Origin of the sequence: Desulfosediminicola flagellatus, from assembly GCF_005116655.2 — a bacterium.
Classification (GTDB): Bacteria; Desulfobacterota; Desulfobulbia; order Desulfobulbales; family Desulfocapsaceae; genus Desulfopila; species Desulfopila flagellata.
In genome coordinates, this window is sequence record NZ_CP050698.1 from 2,891,000 (window position 1) to 2,910,184 (window position 19,185).

Annotated in this window: 20 protein-coding genes; 7 read left to right on the forward strand and 13 right to left on the reverse strand. The window is 41.6% G+C overall.

Features of this window, described 5'->3' with window-relative positions; genetic code table 11:
• The first annotated feature begins 173 nt into the window (after positions 1 to 173).
• A complete protein-coding gene (locus FCL46_RS12085; RefSeq protein WP_136808380.1) occupies positions 174 to 662 on the forward strand; it encodes a glycine zipper domain-containing protein in 489 nt (162 codons plus the stop codon).
• A 635-nt stretch (positions 663 to 1,297) separates the two neighbouring features.
• Complete coding sequence (locus tag FCL46_RS12090; RefSeq protein WP_136808381.1) at positions 1,298 to 2,746, forward strand: DNA integrity scanning protein DisA nucleotide-binding domain protein; 1,449 nt, start codon at positions 1,298 to 1,300, stop codon at positions 2,744 to 2,746.
• 115 nt (positions 2,747 to 2,861) lie between these two features.
• On the opposite strand, the gene FCL46_RS12095 is transcribed toward FCL46_RS12090, so the two are convergent.
• Positions 2,862 to 3,116, reverse strand: a complete 255-nt coding sequence (locus FCL46_RS12095; RefSeq protein ID WP_136808382.1) for a hypothetical protein — start codon at positions 3,114 to 3,116, stop codon at positions 2,862 to 2,864.
• A gap of 77 nt (positions 3,117 to 3,193) precedes the next feature.
• On the reverse strand, positions 3,194 to 3,388 hold the full coding sequence (gene rpmB / locus FCL46_RS12100; RefSeq protein WP_136808383.1) for a 50S ribosomal protein L28: 195 nt from the start codon (positions 3,386 to 3,388) through the stop codon (positions 3,194 to 3,196).
• Positions 3,389 to 4,431: 1,043 nt separating this feature from the next.
• Between rpmB and resB the strand changes: the two genes are divergently transcribed.
• The 3 genes from resB to FCL46_RS12115 all read left to right on the forward strand — a co-directional run bounded on the left by resB (position 4,432) and on the right by FCL46_RS12115 (position 7,255).
• Positions 4,432 to 5,751, forward strand: a complete 1,320-nt coding sequence (gene resB / locus FCL46_RS12105; RefSeq protein WP_136808384.1) for a cytochrome c biogenesis protein ResB — start codon at positions 4,432 to 4,434, stop codon at positions 5,749 to 5,751.
• 88 nt (positions 5,752 to 5,839) lie between these two features.
• Positions 5,840 to 6,679, forward strand: coding sequence for a c-type cytochrome biogenesis protein CcsB (ccsB, locus tag FCL46_RS12110; protein WP_136808385.1), 840 nt, complete (start codon positions 5,840 to 5,842; stop codon positions 6,677 to 6,679).
• Between the two features lie 150 nt (positions 6,680 to 6,829).
• The gene (locus FCL46_RS12115) at positions 6,830 to 7,255 is read left to right on the forward strand and encodes a cytochrome c3 family protein (protein WP_136808386.1); all 426 of its coding nucleotides are present in this window, start codon (positions 6,830 to 6,832) and stop codon (positions 7,253 to 7,255) included.
• Positions 7,256 to 7,395: 140 nt separating this feature from the next.
• Here the strand turns inward: FCL46_RS12115 and glyS are convergent, their stop codons facing one another.
• The 9 genes from glyS to FCL46_RS12160 form a co-directional block, all read right to left on the reverse strand.
• Complete coding sequence (gene glyS, locus FCL46_RS12120) at positions 7,396 to 9,471, reverse strand: glycine--tRNA ligase subunit beta (RefSeq protein WP_136808387.1); 2,076 nt, start codon at positions 9,469 to 9,471, stop codon at positions 7,396 to 7,398.
• Between the two features lie 64 nt (positions 9,472 to 9,535).
• Positions 9,536 to 10,261: a GTP cyclohydrolase I FolE2 gene (locus tag FCL46_RS12125; protein ID WP_136808388.1), complete on the reverse strand. Its 726-nt coding sequence runs from the start codon at positions 10,259 to 10,261 to the stop codon at positions 9,536 to 9,538.
• A gap of 107 nt (positions 10,262 to 10,368) precedes the next feature.
• On the reverse strand, positions 10,369 to 10,719 hold the full coding sequence (locus FCL46_RS12130; RefSeq protein ID WP_136808389.1) for a response regulator: 351 nt from the start codon (positions 10,717 to 10,719) through the stop codon (positions 10,369 to 10,371).
• Between the two features lie 12 nt (positions 10,720 to 10,731).
• Complete coding sequence (gene galT / locus FCL46_RS12135) at positions 10,732 to 11,739, reverse strand: galactose-1-phosphate uridylyltransferase (protein ID WP_136808390.1); 1,008 nt, start codon at positions 11,737 to 11,739, stop codon at positions 10,732 to 10,734.
• A 6-nt stretch (positions 11,740 to 11,745) separates the two neighbouring features.
• A complete protein-coding gene (gene dksA / locus FCL46_RS12140; RefSeq protein ID WP_136808391.1) occupies positions 11,746 to 12,108 on the reverse strand; it encodes an RNA polymerase-binding protein DksA in 363 nt (120 codons plus the stop codon).
• A gap of 52 nt (positions 12,109 to 12,160) precedes the next feature.
• Positions 12,161 to 12,655: a cyclic pyranopterin monophosphate synthase MoaC gene (gene moaC / locus FCL46_RS12145; RefSeq protein ID WP_136808392.1), complete on the reverse strand. Its 495-nt coding sequence runs from the start codon at positions 12,653 to 12,655 to the stop codon at positions 12,161 to 12,163.
• 15 nt (positions 12,656 to 12,670) lie between these two features.
• Complete coding sequence (dnaJ, locus tag FCL46_RS12150) at positions 12,671 to 13,795, reverse strand: molecular chaperone DnaJ (RefSeq protein ID WP_176371600.1); 1,125 nt, start codon at positions 13,793 to 13,795, stop codon at positions 12,671 to 12,673.
• Positions 13,796 to 13,815: 20 nt separating this feature from the next.
• Positions 13,816 to 14,085, reverse strand: coding sequence for a DNA-directed RNA polymerase subunit omega (gene rpoZ / locus FCL46_RS12155; RefSeq protein WP_136808394.1), 270 nt, complete (start codon positions 14,083 to 14,085; stop codon positions 13,816 to 13,818).
• 81 nt (positions 14,086 to 14,166) lie between these two features.
• Positions 14,167 to 15,465, reverse strand: coding sequence for an adenylosuccinate synthase (locus tag FCL46_RS12160; protein WP_136808395.1), 1,299 nt, complete (start codon positions 15,463 to 15,465; stop codon positions 14,167 to 14,169).
• Positions 15,466 to 16,154: 689 nt separating this feature from the next.
• Here FCL46_RS12160 and FCL46_RS12165 point away from each other — a divergent pair.
• Positions 16,155 to 16,649: a twin-arginine translocase TatA/TatE family subunit gene (locus FCL46_RS12165; protein WP_136808396.1), complete on the forward strand. Its 495-nt coding sequence runs from the start codon at positions 16,155 to 16,157 to the stop codon at positions 16,647 to 16,649.
• Positions 16,646 to 17,419, forward strand: coding sequence for a twin-arginine translocase subunit TatC (tatC, locus tag FCL46_RS12170; RefSeq protein ID WP_136808397.1), 774 nt, complete (start codon positions 16,646 to 16,648; stop codon positions 17,417 to 17,419). Before FCL46_RS12165 ends, tatC begins: the two co-directional genes overlap by 4 nt.
• A 119-nt stretch (positions 17,420 to 17,538) precedes the next feature.
• Here the strand turns inward: tatC and FCL46_RS12175 are convergent, their stop codons facing one another.
• Positions 17,539 to 18,543: a radical SAM protein gene (locus FCL46_RS12175; protein ID WP_136808398.1), complete on the reverse strand. Its 1,005-nt coding sequence runs from the start codon at positions 18,541 to 18,543 to the stop codon at positions 17,539 to 17,541.
• A 32-nt stretch (positions 18,544 to 18,575) separates the two neighbouring features.
• Positions 18,576 to 19,058: a nucleoside deaminase gene (locus FCL46_RS12180; RefSeq protein WP_267313766.1), complete on the reverse strand. Its 483-nt coding sequence runs from the start codon at positions 19,056 to 19,058 to the stop codon at positions 18,576 to 18,578.
• Between the last annotated feature and the right edge of the window lie 127 nt (positions 19,059 to 19,185).

Below are 19,185 nucleotides of genomic sequence, written 5' to 3' on the forward strand. Positions count from 1 at the left end.
CCTACCGGTATATGTAGCATATTCGCTAACACCGCAACCCGACATCGACCCAATATCGACTCGAATCCAGCCCCATTTCACCTGATGTCCTCTAGGTTAACTCTCAATTCAGTTTTATATAAAAGGCACAGGAAACAGAACCACCAACGAACAATTTCACCAGGAGGAATACCATGAAACGCCTACTCGTAATAGCCTGTGTCGTATTATTAAGTGCAACAATTAACTCTAATGCAAAGGCAAATCACAATACAACCAACGGAGTAATCATAGGTGCTGGTAGTGGCGCTATTCTCGGCCAAGCTATAGGCAGAGATACAGAGGCCACTCTTATAGGCACTGCAGTTGGCGGCCTGTTCGGTTATATGATCGGCAATGAAATGGACCACCAAGGCCAGCGCGTTGTTCACCATCGAACATATCAACCTCCACGAACCTACTCACACACCCAGAAATTTGGCAAACCATTCGCTCCTAATCATATGAAAAAAGTCCGAAATACAAACAAAGTATGCAAAAAGACAATAAAAATCAAGGAACGACATGGTCAAACAAAACGGGTCGTAACCAAAACCTGCTGGTCTAACAATCCCTATGAAAGCAGATATAACAATCATCGCCATGGGAAAAAAAACCGAGTCAAAAATAGTTGGGATTACTAAGTCACACCTGATCTTGTAGGCGGATTAATCACACGCAACCCTTGCAGCAAAAATCATCATCCTCTTCAGCCATTAGCGCCTGTAGAGGATGAGTTGTACTCATATAGGCCGATTCAACTTAATCCAATTTTTCCGCAAGGATCAACTGATAAAGCGAAATTTATACGCACCTCATTGTTGAGTCATGGCAGGCAACTTTCGGATCAAGTGTTTTTTGTTCTTAAATGAAGGAATTGCTGGAAAAGTAGGTGCAGTCATATAGGTATTATCTTATCAAAATCAACATTTACCTGTGAGCATTGATATTTTTTCAATAACGCTGAGTTAAACAGGTAAATGAAGACTCAGCACAAAGGGTACAATCAGACAACCTCCTTGAAAATCGTATAACTTTCAGTAAAACTCAAGGTAAATTGTTTTTTCAATTGTTGCAGAGCTTTAACCTTCTCTCCTTACAGACTTTCTCGTAATAACTATGATACAACAATCCTGATGGCTGGATTGTTCCCATTTATATCTACACTTCCAGTAAACCTCATTATCATTATAAATTTTATGCATGAAATATATAATGATATGGTAAGTTAATCTAAATAGACAATCTACTTATACTCTTACATATACTAATCCTCATCATGACCATATCTCACACTTCTGACTTTGCAGGTCGCTGCATCAATGACACGCTTGCCGGGTTACGCGAAGGTTTATCACGATTTTCAGGAAGCAGTCGAAGTGCTGTGATATTCGCTTTAGACCCCAAAACCCCACTTCATATTTGCGATCCCCAAAATCTTTTACGTGGTTATGAACCGATACTTCATGATATTTACATTCAAAATGACGACTGGAAAAGTGCGTCCTATCGTCGATATGACCGTAAACTTTTCAACCACATAGATCCGGTAGACAACCTCCAGCTAGACGGATTGATTAGCTATGGAGGAAGGTCTGGTGCAGTATATTACCAAATGTGGTTTACTGAACATCATCCTGACATGTGCTCAGTGGGCCCTACTGAAAGATGGCTTGAGCATTCAGTATTGAGATTCTCACATGACATTGCAAATGAAAGTAGTCTTTATACAGGAATATCTGGGAGTTTTCTAAGGGAATATACCAGCCATGCGGTCCACGACTATATCGTCGACCGCATCAACCTACACCTTGGACTTGATTCTTATATTAGGATATATCAGGTACTTGAATCAGTGCTCGGCATTTCCAAAACACCGGAAGAAGGCGCAGTACCTCACGGTGAATTAATTTTCGTCGAACCACGCCTTCTTGATCAGGTAGTTTTTATTGCCCGGTTTCAAGCAGATCAACAACCACACCTACACCATCACAAACACATTAGAAAACTCTTACTATCAGTTGAAGACACAAATAATAAGCTCGTCTCTGATGGCTCACGAATCCTTGGAGTATGCGACCATAACCTACCAGAATTCTGTCTTGTAGCTGACTTTCAAGGAAAATTAGGCTTTTTGCGTTTGAACAATGATCCTGTGTGCAGTTTTGAGGATGGAAGTTTCAGCTCATCAACCCATAGGGCGAAACTGTTTGAAGTTGAAGAAATACTCCTGGACTACGAACTGGATACTACAACCAGAAACAGCTTGTTCCAGGTTGTTTCCGCATTAGTTCACAATGCTGAAACAAACGGATTTGGCTGCACGCTGGTGATAGACCTGGAAAACATGCACATGCCTATTTCCGGTCAAATTCTTGATGGTCCAATCAATTTGCTTGACGCTAAAAGACTTGCACTCGCTGCTGGTCTCTCTAAAACTGATGGAGCACTGCATATCGGCAAAGATATACATCTCCATGGTTTCGCATGCCTTTTAGACGGATTACATGTCAATTCGGAAGATAGAGCACGTGGCGCCCGGTACAACTCAGCACTGCGATTTACTGCAATAAGAAGAGATACAATCGTAGTTGTTGTCTCATCAGACAGACCTGTTTCTGTTATTCACCGAGGGCTGGAAGTCAGAAAAAGACATGCCTACAATGCATTTGAACGATGCTCACTCTTCCCGGACTTGCTTTTAACCTGGCTTCAGTCGGACCTTTAGAGATTCCTATCTAAACTTCCCCCGGCAGAACAAGTAAACATTGCATAAAAAAAAAGCACAATTGGCTAGCATAGCCAATTGTGCCCTTCTACAAACTCAACTGATCAGATTAATATCAGATTTCCAATACCCAGTCGGGGATATGATTCAGCACATAATTCTGTACAGCTTCTTTCTTGTCAGCTTTGTTCACTTCACCTACGGCAGCGAGGGTCTCTTCAAAGTCAAACCAGCATAGCTCTTTATCTTTTTTGCTGTAAACTGTGAGAATACGCTTGTTAGGTCGCTCAATATCTTCTTCTTCCTGAATTGCACCAACAAGATTTATAGCCTGCTCGTAAGGAAGAAAGGTAATTTTATCGTCACTCATGGATTTCCCTCAAACCTGAAAAAGGCGAGTCAGGAATACCCCACTCGCCTTTCTTTACACAAATAATATAAATTTTATTACGCAGGTTTTACAACAGAACCGGAACGGATACAACGGGTGCAAACTCGTGCACGTTTAACACCACCAGCACCAGTAACCATACGAACACGCTTAAGATTTGGCAACCAACGTCGTCGTGTCTTATTGTGAGCGTGAGAAACATTATTTCCTGTAACCGGGCCTTTTCCGCAAATTTCACATACCTTAGCCATCGTTAACTCTCCTTATATGCTATTCTTCTTCCAAATCTTAGCCAAGACTGAAAAAGAACGAGAAAATGTGTGTGATAAAAATTCAATCCAGAACTCTCTCTATTACCTTCTTTCGGTAGCTAAAGCAAGTTTTTTTCCAGGCTCTGACATGATTATATCTTGCGAAGGCTTCAACATGCCACGAGTTTCTGGTTCGTAAACGTTTTGGATCGATATTGCCACGTAACTCTTCCTCAAAAGGAAGAGTTACGTGGTTGGTGCTTAGAAGCTCAACTATTTTTTGCTATAAAATCTTAATTAAAGGTCGATTTTGTAATTGCTTGAACACTTATTGACTAGAAGCATCTATTTCATTTGTCACAATTTAACTCGTACTATGCTGCATATGCTTTATCCATGAACAGCGTTATAAAACACCTCCAATAAATCTACAATTGTTGACTTCACTCCTATGTTCTGGTTTGACGACGATTACAGAAGCGAAACCTTCTTGAATACTTCTGACATCAGATACCTCCAGAATCCTGTCACACATACCCCTGCCCACTCAATTCAGTGTTTTGGTCGAAAAGTTATTACTCGCAGGTAAGTGTAGACTCAAAAATCATTTATCTGAAAGTTCTTTTTATGTGGATACGCCAGAATATTGACCAAAACTCCTATTCTCGAACATTCTCCAACTCTCAATATTATTGTACCAGATCCCGGAAAAATATTTTGTCATGTTATAATACACAAAAATTCAGAACAGAACCATACCATGATCACACCACAACGTGCCGTTACCTGAGTTCAAATCTTAATTCATTGACTTAAGCTAAGAAACTACGAATCAGTGTTTTTTCTAAGGCTTTAGAGGGATAGGATATTACTGGATTATTGACTAATAGATTCTTCCATATATAATAGGAACCGCGTTTGAAATATTACATAAAGACAACTCAATCCTTGTACCATTTGACAGGAAATTGTTAAAATCGGCTACGCATTATTATCGCTGCTATACAATAACCTAACAATAATTCTAAATAAACAGGTTGTAAATGAAGATCCTAAACCAGGTCTGGAACTTTTTTGCCTCGGTAAAGCTTGCTCTTTTCACCATTTGCGCAATCGCCATTACCTCAATTATCGGTACAGTTATACCGCAAAACAATTCATTTGCTTTTTATGCAGAGAGGTATGGGGATAATCTTGCCCGTTTTTTCTTCCTTTTCGATTTTCAGGAAATGTACACCTCATATTGGTTCCTGGCATTGCTCGGTCTACTCAGTGTCAATCTCATCATCTGTAGCCTCGATAGATTTCCAGCTGTATGGCGTCAGATAGTTGCTGATCAGACACAGGTTTCCGGAAATAAACTTGAGAGTATGCCCTTCAAAAGTTATGTCACCTCCAACCCCTCTCAAACTGAAGAACTATTCTCTACTATCTTAAAAAAAGAGGGATGGAAAACCCAACTGCGTAAAGAAAAAGATTCGTTTCTAATTGCTGGGCAGAAAGGTGCCTGGACGCGCACAGGGGTTTACATTGTCCATGCTTCGATACTCATCATCTTTTTTGGTGCTACAGTTGGCTACTTTCTTGGTTTCAAAGGAAGTGTAATGATCCCTGAGACCAAACAAACGTCTAAAATATTCTCTCATGATACTCAGCAACCTATTGAACTTGGGTTTGATGTTCGCTGTGATTTTTTTGATATAGAGTTTTACGACAACGGCATGCCTAAAGAATATACATCCAGGCTTGTGGTTATCGAAGACGGCAAAGAAGTACTCGAAAAAGAAATTGAGGTTAACAAACCCCTCGTCTACAATGGCATCACATTTTACCAGGCAAGTTATGAGGGGTATCGTGATTTTGTTATAAACATCAAAGATCCCACAGATAATAGTGAGCGGACTTTTGTTGTGCCTTATCAGCAACAAACAATCTGGAAAGAAAAAAATATCCGGTTCGGAGTAATAAAAGCGGAAGTTATTCGTGACAGAGTAGTTAGATCGAAAGTATGGCTACAGGCTGGAGACAATACTCCTGCAGAGTTCTGGATTGAGTCAACGGCTGAGACAGATGTAAAGCAAGGCGACGGCAATATCTCTATCAGTGTAAAACAGATGTATGCAACCGGTCTTCAAGTTGCAAAAGATCCAGGTGTATGGTTAGTCTATCTTGGATTCTTCCTCATGATGCTGGGACTTTATCTTGCTTTTTTCATGTCACACCAACGCATTTGGGTATATGGTTCGACTACTGCAAAAAACAACGATATTATTTTAGCAGGAACCACCAATAAGAATAAAATCGGGTTTGAGAAAATGTTTTCGCAATTGACTGCAACTGTTGAAGATGCAGCTAAAAAGTAGAAAGATCCAGTATACCTAAACAACTACGAAGACGATTAATACGTTTATAAATACGTACCAGACCATTGATTAATACGGAGTCTCTCGAATGGATAGCTCGCAATTACTAGGCATCACGACTTTTACTTACCTCTTCTCTACACTGCTATATGTTGCCATCCTGGTCTTTAAAGCTGAAAAGCTCGGTGCCATAGCAACCACCTTCACAGCGATTGCGCTGGTAATCCAGACTGCTGGTCTAGGTTTGCGTTGGTATGAATCTTACGAATTGGGATTTGGCCATGCCCCTTTAACCAACATGTACGAATCTGTAGTTTTCTTTGCCTGGACAATTATCATCCTGTATCTGATAATTGAATGGAAATTCAAAACTAAAATTATCGGAGCCTTTGCAGTACCTTTTGCTTTTCTGGCAATGGCTTACGCCTCATTTTCAACAGAGATCAATAAATCTATCAGCCCACTGGTTCCTGCCTTGCAATCCAACTGGCTTATTGCTCATGTTGTGACCTGTTTTGTTGGCTATGCCGCTTTTGCAGTGGCTGCCGGGCTTGGTTTGATGTATCTGCTTAAAAGTAGTTCTAAAAATCCTGGACCGATCTTATCAACACTTCCTGAGCTTAAAATCATTGATGACATAACCCATAAAACTATGGTCTTTGGTTTTATCTGGCTAACAGCAGGAATTATCACTGGAGCTGTATGGGCTGATTCTGCATGGGGAACCTACTGGAGTTGGGATCCTAAAGAAACATGGTCTCTTATTACATGGTTCGTTTATGCGTTTACTCTTCACGCTCGTTATACTCGTGGATGGAGTGGAAAAACCATCGCATGGTTGGCGCTTATTGGTTTTATTTCCGTGATTTTCACTTATTACGGCGTGAACTTCTTGTTGTCTGGCTTGCACAGCTATGGTTCCAATTGACCAAAATACGACATCGTGGTGTTTTTCAACCTGTATTATTAACCATTTAAGCTGTTTGACAAGTGTAAGGAAAGGCTGTATATCTAAAAAAAATATAGTAGTCCAAACCCTAAACACACCAGATCAACTAACTTAAAAGGGGAAGATATTATGATAAAAAAAGTACTAGTAACGATTGCTGCAGCAACTTTCGTATTTGGTGGTATTGCAAGTCTGAGTGTTGCTGCTGACATGGGTCCTGCTGAGATGACTCTTGAAACAGCAGGGTCAGCAAAACCAAAACCAGCATTCTTTCCACACAAAGCTCATCAGGACCTATTAACATGTGCGGAGTGTCATCATGCAATGACTGATGATGGCAAACAGGTTGCCTATGTAGATGGTCAGGAAATAGGCAAATGTCAGTCCTGCCATAACGAGGAAAAACTCGCTGGGAAGAAAAGTGGCAAAGAGAAGCTTGATACCTTTAAAGGTGCTGCTCACGCTAACTGCCTTACATGTCACAAAGAAGTCGCCCAAAAAGATGAGGCAAAAAAAGCTCTCAAAAAGTGTAATACCTGTCACGTTAAAAAATAGTTTTTTGTAACCTATTTTTTAAATACAAAAAAAAGGGTGTCATCCTCAACAGGATGACACCCTTTTTATTTTGTATTGATTACGATTACTTTCAGTACTGAAAATACCCGTAATCAAACCGTCTGCGAATATTCAAACAATTAACTTTCCTGAATCCGCGAAATATCACCAACCTTCAGAATCAACTCACCAATAGCTGTAAGCAGATTCAATCGATTCTTACGTACAACCTCGTCATCGACCATAACCATTACATCATCAAAAAATCCGTCTACGGGTTGCTTCATTTTCAGCATTACCTGAAGCGCTCCAGCATAATCTCTTCCTTCAAGGTACTTATCCATTTCAGTGTGTACCTGAACATACGCAACATAGAGTGATTTCTCAGCGTCTTCAGTAAAATGAGCCTCATCAACCAAGACATCGCTGTTATCTTTAATTATATTACGAATGCGCTTATATGAAGATGCAAGCACATTGAAAGCTTCATCCTTACGTATTTCGCGAAGAGCATCGATTCGAGCAAGAACATCATTAACAACATCAAAAGAAACTGAAGTTGCAGCTTCAACAACACCTGCATCAACACCTTTTGCAACACAATCGTTGACAAACCTTCCCTTAATGAAATTAACAATGATATCTACTGTAGCTGAACTGCCATCAACCTTGTCACCGTATAAAGCAAGTGCTTTGTGGATAACTTCTTTAAGAGAAATATCCCACCCGCCTTGAGCAAGGATATTGAGTACAGCAAGAGACAAGCGCCTAAGTCCAAATGGGTCTGCAGTTCCGGTGACCTTTAATCCTATTCCGAAACAACCAGCAAGTGTATCAAACCTATCAGCAAGAGCAACAATCGCACCGACTTCAGAAGATGGCAGCTCAGAACCCGCCCGCTTAGGCATGTAATGCTCTTTGATGGCAAGCGCTACATCTTCATGCTCGTTGTCATTTTTAGCGTAGGCAGCACCCATTACCCCCTGAAGTGAAGGAAACTCACCGACCATGTCTGAAATAAGATCAGCTTTGCAAAGATATGCAGCCCGATGAGCTTCTTCAATTTTTGAAGGAGCAATTTTCTCAGCGAGGATACGGGCGAGCTTTACAAGCCTGTCGCTCTTATCAATCATAGTACCGAGCTTTGCCTGAAAAATGATACCATCAAGTCTGGCTCGCTTTTCTTCCAAACTTCCGCCTCGGTCACTATTAAAAAAGAAAAGAGCATCTTCGAGTCGTGCTCTCAATACACGCTGATGACCCTTTCTGGTCATATCTGTGTCTTTTACTTTCGTATTGTTTACAGCAACAAATGCAGGGAGCAGATTACCTTCCGGGTTAACAACCGGAAAATATTTCTGGTGTTCCCGCATTGATGTAATCAGCACCTCATCGGGAAGCTGAAGGAATTTTTCATCAAAGCTTCCACATACACCATATGGAATTTCCACAAGATTGGTCACAAGATCGACAAGTGCCTCATCGACTGCTACTTTAGCATCGTCAGGAAGGTCAGAATCAGCGACTGCTTGATTAATTTCTTCAACCACCATTGATCTACGGGTTGGGATATCAGCAACAACAAAATTGGATCGCAGAACCTCTTCGTACGCCGAACTATCCTTTATAACGAATTCACTGTTAGCTAAGAAACGGTGCCCCCGCGTAACATTAGATGAAGAAATACCTTCATGCTCAAGCGTGATTGCCTCAGTACCAAACAGCGCGAGTATCCACTGGATAGGCCGGGCAAATGCGATATGATTTGCTCCCCAGCGCATGGACTTGGCAAATGATAGCTCAAGCAAAAGCTCTTTGAGTATTGTTGGTAACAACTCAACTGTTTCTTTTCCTGTAACTTCTCTCACAAGCATCAGATATTCGCCTTTTGCGGTATCAACCTTTTTGAGATCAGTTACATCAGCACCCTTAGATCTGGCAAAACCAATTGCAGCCTTGGTGAAATTGCCATCCGGGTCCAATCCAGCTTTAACCGATGGTCCGAGAAGTTCTTCGCAGATATCTTCCTGCTTAACCATTAGGTCGCTTACAATCATTGCAAGGCGTCGAGGCGTGCCTTTAACGACTATAGATCCGTGCTGAATTTTCAGCTCAGCAGCTTTTTTCTCAAAGTTTTCCTGAAGTTGCTTAAGGGCAGGCTTCACAAAGCTAGCAGGCAACTCCTCTGTTCCAATCTCATAGAGTAGATCACGCATAATTTATCTATCTGGTAATGTAATTAATAAGAAATGTTTGTCTGGCCAGCGGGCCGACCTGCCATTAGGACTCGAGCATTGCAAAGGTTGAATAATCTTCTGACAAATTCTCAACACGTACAGAATAACTTTTAACTTCATTCAGCTCGTAAAGGCAGGTCCCAATACTACGTGTTACTTCCTCAACTGACAAGTATTTCTGTTCTAAAGATGAGAGAGATTCTATTTCCTTCTCGATACACTTCTCGATTTCAAGAATAAGATCCTCAATCCACATGAATGTACTAAATCTTACAGAAACCTTTGCCTGCCCCCAATTGCCTAATGAACGAGGCAGTGAGTTTAGCTTATGTTTACTTGCCATAGGTAAGGATATCGGTACCTTAACTCTGAACTCCAAATCTGGATCATTACCAACAGACCCGCACATCATACAGTCATAGTGTCTAATGATGAGTGATTCGTCTGTACTGCCATTCCGAAGGAAATATGGAAACTCTATTTCCATGTGAGAGGCTTCGGCTTCTAAACGATTTTTCATATCTTCAAGGATATGATGAAAATTCTGCAGGTCAATCGCACCATGATACTGGTTAAGAATCTCCACAAATCTGCTCATATGTGTTCCCTTAAAGCAGTGAGGAAGATTAACATACATATTAAAGGTGGCTATGGTCTGCTGATGCCTTTTTTCTTTATCACGCACAGTAACGGGATAAGAAACAGTTTTTACACCGACCTTTTTAATGTTAATTCGACGGTGATCAACTTGACTCTGAATGTCTTTCATGTATAACAATTTGTCGGTCTGCCTGGCTCAAGCATTTAAATCCAGATCAGTTAATTCATAGAACTTCAGGCACTTTTATATACACATGTATATCTTTTGCCCCTTCTCTATCCAATCAGCTTCTTTACCGCCTTTTTCAAATCATCAATATCAGCTGATTTCACAATGTATTCATCAGATGCCCATGTTCCAAGATCCTGTTTATATTCATGGTAGGCACTGCTCAAGATAACAGGAATTTTCTCATTCATCATCTTCATTTGCCTGAGAACTTCAATTCCGTTCATTCCAGGCATCTGAATATCCAGAATCACAAGATCGGGTGGGTTCTCTTTATATTTCTCAAGAGCTTCCTCCCCATTCATGGCAGAAATTACCTCATATCCGTCATCCTGGAATTCTTCATGATACAGTAGTTGTATACTTTCTTCATCATCTACAAGCAGAATCTTTTTCACACAATTCTCCTTCTATTTGAGTTCAAGAGATTGACGTAAATATGTGGCAGCTTCTTCAGGTGGCATCGGATTAATATAAAACCCGGACCCCCATTCAAAGCCTGCGATGGAGGTTAACTTAGGAACTATTTCGAAATGCCAATGATAATGTTCAAGCCCGCCTGAACGCAGTGGTTCAGTATGCAGAACAAAATTATACGGAACATCAGGAATACAGGTATCAAGTCGTTTAAGAGTATCCGAGAAAATTTCTGCAAGAGAGTAAAGGGTTCGGTCATCCTCTTTACAAAAAGCAGAAGAGTGGTTCTTAGGAAGAATCCACATTTCGAACGGAGTACGGGGAGCAAAGGGTGTGAGTGTAATAAAGTTGGCGTTTTGACAAACTACACGAACATCCTGCTGTATTTCCTGTCGGATAATATCGCAGAATATACAACGTTCCTTATACTTGTAATATGACATCGCCCCGTCCAACTCAGAAACTATCATTCGTGGAAGGATCGGAAGTGCTATAAGTTGCGAGTGTGAGTGTTCGAGCGAAGCCCCAGCAGCTTTTCCGTGATTTTTGAAAATCATCACGTATTTAAATCGGGGGTCACGCCCTAGATCGGTAATTCTTTCTTTGTAAGCCTTGAGAACATAAAGCATATTCTCAGCGGACAGGGTGGAGAAGGATTCTTCATGGTTAGGGCTCTCAATAATAACTTCATGAGCACCGATACCGTTCATGCGGTCATACAACCCCTCTCCTTCTTTATCAAGTCCGCCTTCAATGACCAAAGCAGGGTACTTGTTTGGTACTACTCGTACCTGCCATCCTGAGGTATCACCATGAGAATGGATGCCAGGTCTGAAGGCGAGTACTTCTGGCGGTGTAGTACTCTCGTTACCGGGGCATAGCGGACAAAACCCACCGCTGCTTGTGTGTTTATCAATCAGGAAATCAGTCGGTCGTTTCCGTCGTTCTTTGGAAATTATGATCCACCGGCCGAGAATTGGGTCTTTTCGCAGCTCCGGCATCGCAGGCTATTGTCCTTTTGCCTTTTCTTGTGTTTCCTGAAGTGTTTTACAGTCTATGCATAGAGTAGTCACTGGCCGTGCCTCAAGCCGCTTATGCCCTATATCTTCACCGCAGTCTTCACAAATACCAAATGTTCCTTCGTCAATTCTGCCTAATGCTTCCTCAATCTTACTTAGAAGCTTACGTTCTCGATCACGAATACGCAACTCAAAACTACGGCCGGACTCTACTGTTGCACGATCATTAGGATCAGGAATATTCGTAGTCTGATCCGTCATTTCGTTCAGCGTTTTTCCAACTTCCTCAAGGATCTCCGCCTTTTTTTCAGCAAGCTTTCCTTTGAAAATTTCTACCATTTCCTTATCCATCCAGCCTCTCCTCTAAAACCGAAAAAAATAAAGCTACATATAAATATCTTATTTATCCCTGACGGATATAGGTCCCACTTTTCCCGCCAGTTTTCTTTAACAGTTTGATATCACTTATAACCATTGATTTGTCAACAGCTTTACACATATCATAAATGGTTAGGGCAGCAACTGAAACCGCAGTAAGCGCTTCCATCTCCACGCCTGTCTTACCGCAGATACCAACTGTTGCAAAAATTTCTACCAAATTATCCTCATCTTGAAGGCAAAAGTCAACGCTAACCTTAGTAATTAAAAGAGGATGAGTAAGAGGAATGAGATCGTCTACTTTCTTGGCTGCCATAATTCCGGCAATTCGTGCTATACCAAGAACATCCCCCTTGCTCATATTGCCGCTCTTAACCTTTTCAAAAGCCTCTTTGCTCATGCTGATTTTACCGGTAGCGTGAGCAACACGAGTAGTCTCGTCTTTTTTGCTCACGTCAACCATCACAGCATTACCTTCAGCATCAAAATGGGTAAATTTACTGTCTGAATTTTCGACCATAGTTATCGTCACGTATTATTTTTTACCCATAACTTCATTAAACAACCGACCAAAAAAGCTTTCTGTTTCTTTTTGCTGGCCATGCTTTTGGCATAAAGAATCGAAATCTTTGAGAACATTTATCTGCTCTTCACAAAGGTTTGTTGGTGTCAAGACCTGAAGTTCAACAATCATGTTTCCACGACCACCGCCACGCAACCTCGGGACCCCCTCATTGCGAAGAGTGAAACGCTCACCAGATTGACTCCCTGCAGGTATCTCAAGTTTCTTCTTGCCATGGATTGTCGGCACCTCAATATTGGCACCAAGCGCTGCATTTACCATTGATACAGGTAAACGGGCAAAAATAATATCACCCTCGCGCATAAAGAATTCGTGATCTTCAACATGGACAATTACGTAGAGATCACCGGAAGGACCACCTTTTCGCCCACCCTCACCTTCTCCACGCAGGCGCATCCTGGCACCATTATCAACGCCTGCTGGGATCTTGATAGCTACAAGTTTGCTCTTATGAACAAGACCGGAACCATCGCAATCAGTACATGGATCTGTAATTATGTCCCCTTCCCCATGACATTGCGGGCAGGTTGAACTGACCTGAAAAAAGCCCTGAGAACGAATTACCTGACCTCTGCCATTACAGCTCGGGCAGGTCTTTTTCGGATGTCCAGGCCTGCTACCAGTTCCTTCACATGTCCAGCATGTATCACGCCTACTGAGTTCGACCTCTTTTGAGACACCGTGGACGGCTTCCATAAAAGAGATATTTACATCGTAGCGAAGATCATTTCCGGGTACAGGTCCATCTTTATGACCGCGGCTTCTGCCACCGCCAAACCCGAATAGATCACCGAAAATATCACCAAAGCTGGAAAAAACGTCTTCAAAATTACCTGGACCACTGTAGCCACTACTTTTCAAACCTTCATGGCCATAGGTGTCATAAATCTGACGTTTTTTCTCATCGCTCAACACTTCATAGGCCTCGGTACACTCTTTGAAAAGTGACTCGGCCTCTTTATCATCCGGATTTCTGTCCGGATGATATTTCATGGCAAGCTTCCTATATGCTTTTTTTACTTCACCAGCGGATGCGTCTCTAGCTACTGATAAAACCTCGTAATAATCTTTGCTCATTTCTATTAACTACTTTATCATTACGCGATTGCGGCAGAAGCATCTACTGCTTTGCCTGATTCTATATCATCTGCCTCAAGCTTCTCAGGCAATGAATCGATATTTTCCATTGTCACCTTTCCTGAGGCAATTTCTCTCAAGGTCATAACAATTTCCTTGTTTTTGCCTTCAACCACAAAAGGTTCTCCCTGCCTGTGCTGCTTTACTCGCTGTACAGCCAGGTGAATAAGATTAAATCTGTTATCATCACCAACTATTTCCAGACAATCTTCAACGGTAATTCTCGCCATAATTTTCCTTTTTTCTATTTATGCAACTGTAATCACACAACATAAAGTTTTTCCAACGTGATTAAAACTTTATTCGATTACTTATTTTTCAAACGGGTTTTCGAGTAAAAGAGTTTCTCGTCTATCAGGTCCAACAGAGACAATTTGGGCTTTGATCCCTGTAAAGTCCTCAATTCTTTTTATGTAATCTTTTGCCTCTGCAGGCAGATCATCAAAATCTCGAATTCCGTCAATTTCACTGTTCCAACCAGGCATCTCTTCATATACTGGCTTTACAGAGGCCGCCTGTTTAATATTAGATGGCATTGCATGGCATGGTTTGCCATCAAGATCATACGCATTTGCCATCTTGATCGTCTTCTGACCACTCAAAACATCAAGCTTAGTCAATGCAAGACCGGTCAAGCCGTTTAAGCGTACTGCATCGTTAGCTACAACGCCATCCAACCAACCGCATCTGCGCCTACGACCTGTTGTTGCGCCAAATTCATGTCCCTTCTGCTGTAACTCTTCACCAGTAGCATCAAAAAGTTCAGTAGGGAAAGGACCAGCACCTACACGGGTGGTGTATGCTTTCATGATACCTACAACTGCATCAATATGTGCCGGCCCAAAACCTGCGCCATTACATGCGTTACCGGCAATAGTATTAGAAGATGTAACAAAAGGATAGGTGCCGTGATCGATATCAAGCTGAGTACCCTGAGCACCTTCGAATAGTATATTTTTACCGTCCTTTCTGGCAGTATCAAGAACTACAGAAACATTACCGATATACTTTTCGAGTTGTTCAGCGTGCTTCATTGCAACAGAATACACATCTTCGAACGCAATAGGATCCGCATTGAATTTCTTGGTCAACAGGAAATTTTTTTCTTCAAGAGCTGCATTAAGCTTTTCTTTAAAGAGCTGTTCATCAAGAAGATCCCCTACCTTGATTCCGATGCGGCCAACTTTGTCCATGTAACATGGACCAATGCCCCTACCGGTAGTGCCAATTTTTTTCACATCTGAAAGTGCAGCTTCTTTAACCTGATCAAGTCGAGCGTGATAGGGCATTATAAGATGCGCATTTTCACTAATCATCAACCTGTCAGCAGTAACTTCAAGCTGCTTATCTTTTAAATGTTCTATCTCTTCAAGCAAAACGCCTGGATCAATAATGACTCCATTACCGATCATACACATTTTGTCTTCATAGAGAATACCTGACGGGATGATGTGGAAAATAAACTGTTTCCCGTCAACAACTAGTGTATGACCTGCATTATTTCCGCCTTGAAATCGAACAATATAATCTGAGTACTGTGTAAGCAGATCGACAATCTTCCCCTTACCCTCATCACCCCATTGTGAGCCGACAACTACAACGCTGGACATCTATATTCTCCTGAAGTTTTAACTGCAGTGCTATTTTATGTTGGCAGAGCACAGAGCACACCGAACCGGTTGCAACCCAAGGTCTGCATGAGACAAACCCGTAAATATAGCTAACTCTCTTAGTAAAGTCAATCTCCCAAAAAATTACCTCTGAAAGATCTATTTGACAGAAAAAAAAAAGAAAAATACCAGTAGGTTGGATAATAATATTTATAATACTAGAATGAGCGTATACATCTATTGCCTTATCGTTGACACTGTTCTGCAAATACCTTAAAGTTGGGCCACCCAGATGTATAGTACTTGTATACAAGTAAGCATATTCCGACAATCCGTCAAATGGATGCACGAAATTGCAACTGTGCCCGAATACGTATTAGAATATTTTTTGAAAATTCACCTCACTGACATTAAACCTAGACTTATGGTTTAATAGGTGTATGTAAAAGAGATTTTTCGCTCAAATCGCCTGACCTCACTATTTGCGTTATGGTTCAGTAGATAAAAGGGCAACATGTAATTAGCGTAATGCAAAGATGACAGGTCAAATCAGTTCTATAGATCCAGTCTAAAGAATTGTAACTACGATCTGCTGGTCCCGTTCTATATGACCGGGAGAACTGCTTTAGAAATCTTGTAATAATTTGCCGTCCTGCCAAGGGCGACACAGTAACTTTGAGGCTACACCTATGTTTGGTATTGGCTTGCCGGAAATGATTTTAATCCTGGCACTTGCACTCATCGTGGTTGGCCCGGATAAACTTCCGGATCTTGCACGTTCGCTTGCTAAAGGTATTATGGAATTGAAAAAAACAGCTGAGGGACTTAAAGACCAGCTGCAGGAAGATGGTAATCCGCTTGATGATATTCGCCCCGACCTCGAAGATGCGGCAAAATCATTCAAGAGCCACATGCTTGACCACCCGGATAAGGGTAAATCTGACCTTTTCCCAACCAGCGGCGTCAATCCTGATACTGACAATGCGGCAAAAGCGTATGAGGAACTTAAAAAGGCCGGACTTGATCCACGCAATGTCCCAATGGACAATACAGGCGAAAGCAAGATAGTCGACCTGACAACTGACGATCTCACTGAAGTTGTCAGCCCGGAACCTGAAAAGGCAAAATCGGCGCCATCAGAAGACAGCTCCCAAAATGATATTGACCCTGCATCTCCAAAATGAGCAATTACAATCTTCAAAAAACCATCCCTGCCCTTGAGCGGAGTCTTGCCTTCTTCAGGCCGCACCATCTAGAACTTCGCAGCAGGATGATCAAGGTATTCGCTTCAATAATAGTGAGTACAATTGTCGCGTATATGTTTTCTGAACAGATCGCGAAGGTTTGTATTTCACCTCTCATTGCAGCCAGCCCCCTGGTCAACAAACTTGTCTATACCAACCTGCCGGAAGCGTTTATCAGCTATATAAAGCTTGCTCTGCTTGTCGGGATTTTTACAAGCTTTCCGGTAGCCCTTTATCAAATGTGGGTATTTGTTTCTCCAGGACTTAGAAAAGAAGAGAAAAAGCTGGCAGTAATCATTGTCTTCTGGGCGACTATACTCTTTGCTGGCGGCGGCACTTTTGCTTTCATAGCTGTGCTCCCAAAAATGCTGGTCTACCTTATGAGTTATGCCAATGAAGGCCTTGAACCACTGCCCAAACTTGGTCTATACCTTACCTTTGTCGCACGAACTGTTCTGACCTTTGGCATCAGCTTTCAGATACCATTTCTGATGGTTATGGCTGGAAGGGCTAATCTGGTAAAAGCCGCGTACTTTAAAAAGAAGAGGATGTATTTTTATATAGCTATTCTTGTTCTTTCCTTTTTGCTTACTGCGGGCGACTTTATGGCTACCGCCTTATTGGCTATCCCTCTTTTCTTTTTATATGAGATAGGCATATTTCTCTCTGCGCTTTTTAGTAAAAAAGAAACACCACAAGAGCAAATTTGAAATCGTATTCGCGTAGAATCGATTCCTATATTCTCCGCGCCATGCCTTTCCATCCGGACGGAGTAACTACGCCATAATCTATTGTATCCGCATACGTTCCGGCGGATACAATTTCCACACTATCCTATCTCCTGCTTAAGCAGGCAGCAGGAGATGCGGTTAACAGGATTCCCATCTTGGTCATAGTCTATAATGTCCGGCTGAAGCAATTTGTTCATCACACACCCTTCAGCAATTGACAGTTGAAAGAAATTATCTTCATTCAAACCATCACATTTAACCAGAACATTATTCTCAATTCTGTAACTGTTTATCGCGTGATCCTCACAAAGCGGACATTGATACACCCTCCCGTTAGGAAAGATAAAGTAATTCTCTGCCACCAATCCTGCACATTCAAAAACTTCATCACTTTCAAGAAAAACTTTTGGAAAGGTGACATGAATTCCAGCATCAGCAGCTGATTTAGCAACATCGGGTACAATCGACAACCACTCTTCGCGACTCACCTGAACATTTGCACCACTGTCTTTAACTGGTGCCGACTTTCCTCGCAGACCTATAACCTGAATAAAAAACTTCTTTATTCCCAGTTCTATCAATAACGGAACCATATCCTTGAGGTGGGAGATGTTTTTGCTACTTACAGTGTAAATCAAACTTACGTTAAATTTCCGCTCGACTGCTTTTTTGATATTTGAAACACAAACATCAAAAACACCCTCTCCCCTGATAGGATCATTTACATCAGCTTCAGGCCCATCAAGGCTAAAACTCAGGAAATCGAGCTCCTGAGGAGAAACATTATCAAGAAAGTCATGAAAGAGATATCCGTTTGAATCGACAGTAACGTCAAACCCTATTTCTTTAGCAAACCTCACAGCAGTGGGTAAATCAGCATGCATGGTTGGTTCTCCGCCAAGAAAAATGACATTACCTTTCTTCTGCGGATCATTAAAAATCCCTAACCACGATTTAATGGTGTCTATTGATAATGTCTGGGTGCCATGCTGAGCAGGGTTGATATAGCAGTGACTACAGGAAAGATTGCACGCTGTCAGAATATGAAAAAAGATATTTCTTTCTCCGCGTCTGAATCCGACTGTTCGCGGCGTATTACTCATGACTATGTTCCTCGGTACGTAATGTGTTTCTTCTATGGTTGTTGCAGCGTATATTCTGCAAGCAATGTGCCCTTCAGGTAATCATTTGACGCAGATCCGAAAAATGCCTGAAACAATCTCAGGCTCTCTTGACGCATGATATGCTTGGTTACAGATATTTCGAGCGAGGCATAAAGTGGAGACAATTGCCGTATCGGCAAATTTGTACCTCCCCCCATGACATCCTCATATGCGTAGACCATTTTTGTTATATTATTAACAAGCAGTGTTGAGAAGCACATAAGGCACGGTTCCATGGTCGTGTAAATAGTTACAGAACTCCTGTCTATATCCGGATGAGTTTTCTGCAAATTCCTTAGAGCTATTATCTCGCCATGGTCAATTTCACTAAATTCAATCGCGCTATTTGCTCTCTTGCCCGTTGCCAATATGGTATTTCCTGCAACTATCACACAACCTACCGGAAACTCACCTTCCCGCAGGGCATCTGCAGCCTGTTCAAGTGCAATTGACATATATTTTTCATGATTGTTCATCGTGTTTCTAGTCCAATACGTTAACTGTAATCATTTATTGCTATTACTGCGATTTGTTCGGGTAACCATTAAACCAGAAATGGTGACAAAAAGATGCAAATTAAAC

What these genes read in the sequence shown, in the direction of transcription:
- rpoZ (WP_136808394.1), bottom strand. Translation starts at nt 14,085, where the DNA reads ATGGCGAGAATTACCGTTGAAGATTGTCTGGAAATAGTTGGTGATGAT.
- galT (WP_136808390.1), bottom strand. Translation starts at nt 11,739, where the DNA reads ATGCCGGAGCTGCGAAAAGACCCAATTCTCGGCCGGTGGATCATAATT.
- glyS (WP_136808387.1), bottom strand. Translation starts at nt 9,471, where the DNA reads ATGCGTGATCTACTCTATGAGATTGGAACAGAGGAGTTGCCTGCTAGC.
- tatC (WP_136808397.1), top strand. Translation starts at nt 16,646, where the DNA reads ATGAGCAATTACAATCTTCAAAAAACCATCCCTGCCCTTGAGCGGAGT.
- moaC (WP_136808392.1), bottom strand. Translation starts at nt 12,655, where the DNA reads ATGGTCGAAAATTCAGACAGTAAATTTACCCATTTTGATGCTGAAGGT.
- FCL46_RS12175 (WP_136808398.1), bottom strand. Translation starts at nt 18,543, where the DNA reads ATGAGTAATACGCCGCGAACAGTCGGATTCAGACGCGGAGAAAGAAAT.
- FCL46_RS12165 (WP_136808396.1), top strand. Translation starts at nt 16,155, where the DNA reads ATGTTTGGTATTGGCTTGCCGGAAATGATTTTAATCCTGGCACTTGCA.
- dksA (WP_136808391.1), bottom strand. Translation starts at nt 12,108, where the DNA reads ATGGATAAGGAAATGGTAGAAATTTTCAAAGGAAAGCTTGCTGAAAAA.
- FCL46_RS12115 (WP_136808386.1), top strand. Translation starts at nt 6,830, where the DNA reads ATGATAAAAAAAGTACTAGTAACGATTGCTGCAGCAACTTTCGTATTT.
- resB (WP_136808384.1), top strand. Translation starts at nt 4,432, where the DNA reads ATGAAGATCCTAAACCAGGTCTGGAACTTTTTTGCCTCGGTAAAGCTT.
- FCL46_RS12090 (WP_136808381.1), top strand. Translation starts at nt 1,298, where the DNA reads ATGACCATATCTCACACTTCTGACTTTGCAGGTCGCTGCATCAATGAC.
- dnaJ (WP_176371600.1), bottom strand. Translation starts at nt 13,795, where the DNA reads ATGAGCAAAGATTATTACGAGGTTTTATCAGTAGCTAGAGACGCATCC.
- FCL46_RS12085 (WP_136808380.1), top strand. Translation starts at nt 174, where the DNA reads ATGAAACGCCTACTCGTAATAGCCTGTGTCGTATTATTAAGTGCAACA.
- ccsB (WP_136808385.1), top strand. Translation starts at nt 5,840, where the DNA reads ATGGATAGCTCGCAATTACTAGGCATCACGACTTTTACTTACCTCTTC.
- rpmB (WP_136808383.1), bottom strand. Translation starts at nt 3,388, where the DNA reads ATGGCTAAGGTATGTGAAATTTGCGGAAAAGGCCCGGTTACAGGAAAT.
- FCL46_RS12125 (WP_136808388.1), bottom strand. Translation starts at nt 10,261, where the DNA reads ATGAAAGACATTCAGAGTCAAGTTGATCACCGTCGAATTAACATTAAA.
- FCL46_RS12095 (WP_136808382.1), bottom strand. Translation starts at nt 3,116, where the DNA reads ATGAGTGACGATAAAATTACCTTTCTTCCTTACGAGCAGGCTATAAAT.
- FCL46_RS12180 (WP_267313766.1), bottom strand. Translation starts at nt 19,058, where the DNA reads ATGTCAATTGCACTTGAACAGGCTGCAGATGCCCTGCGGGAAGGTGAG.
- FCL46_RS12160 (WP_136808395.1), bottom strand. Translation starts at nt 15,465, where the DNA reads ATGTCCAGCGTTGTAGTTGTCGGCTCACAATGGGGTGATGAGGGTAAG.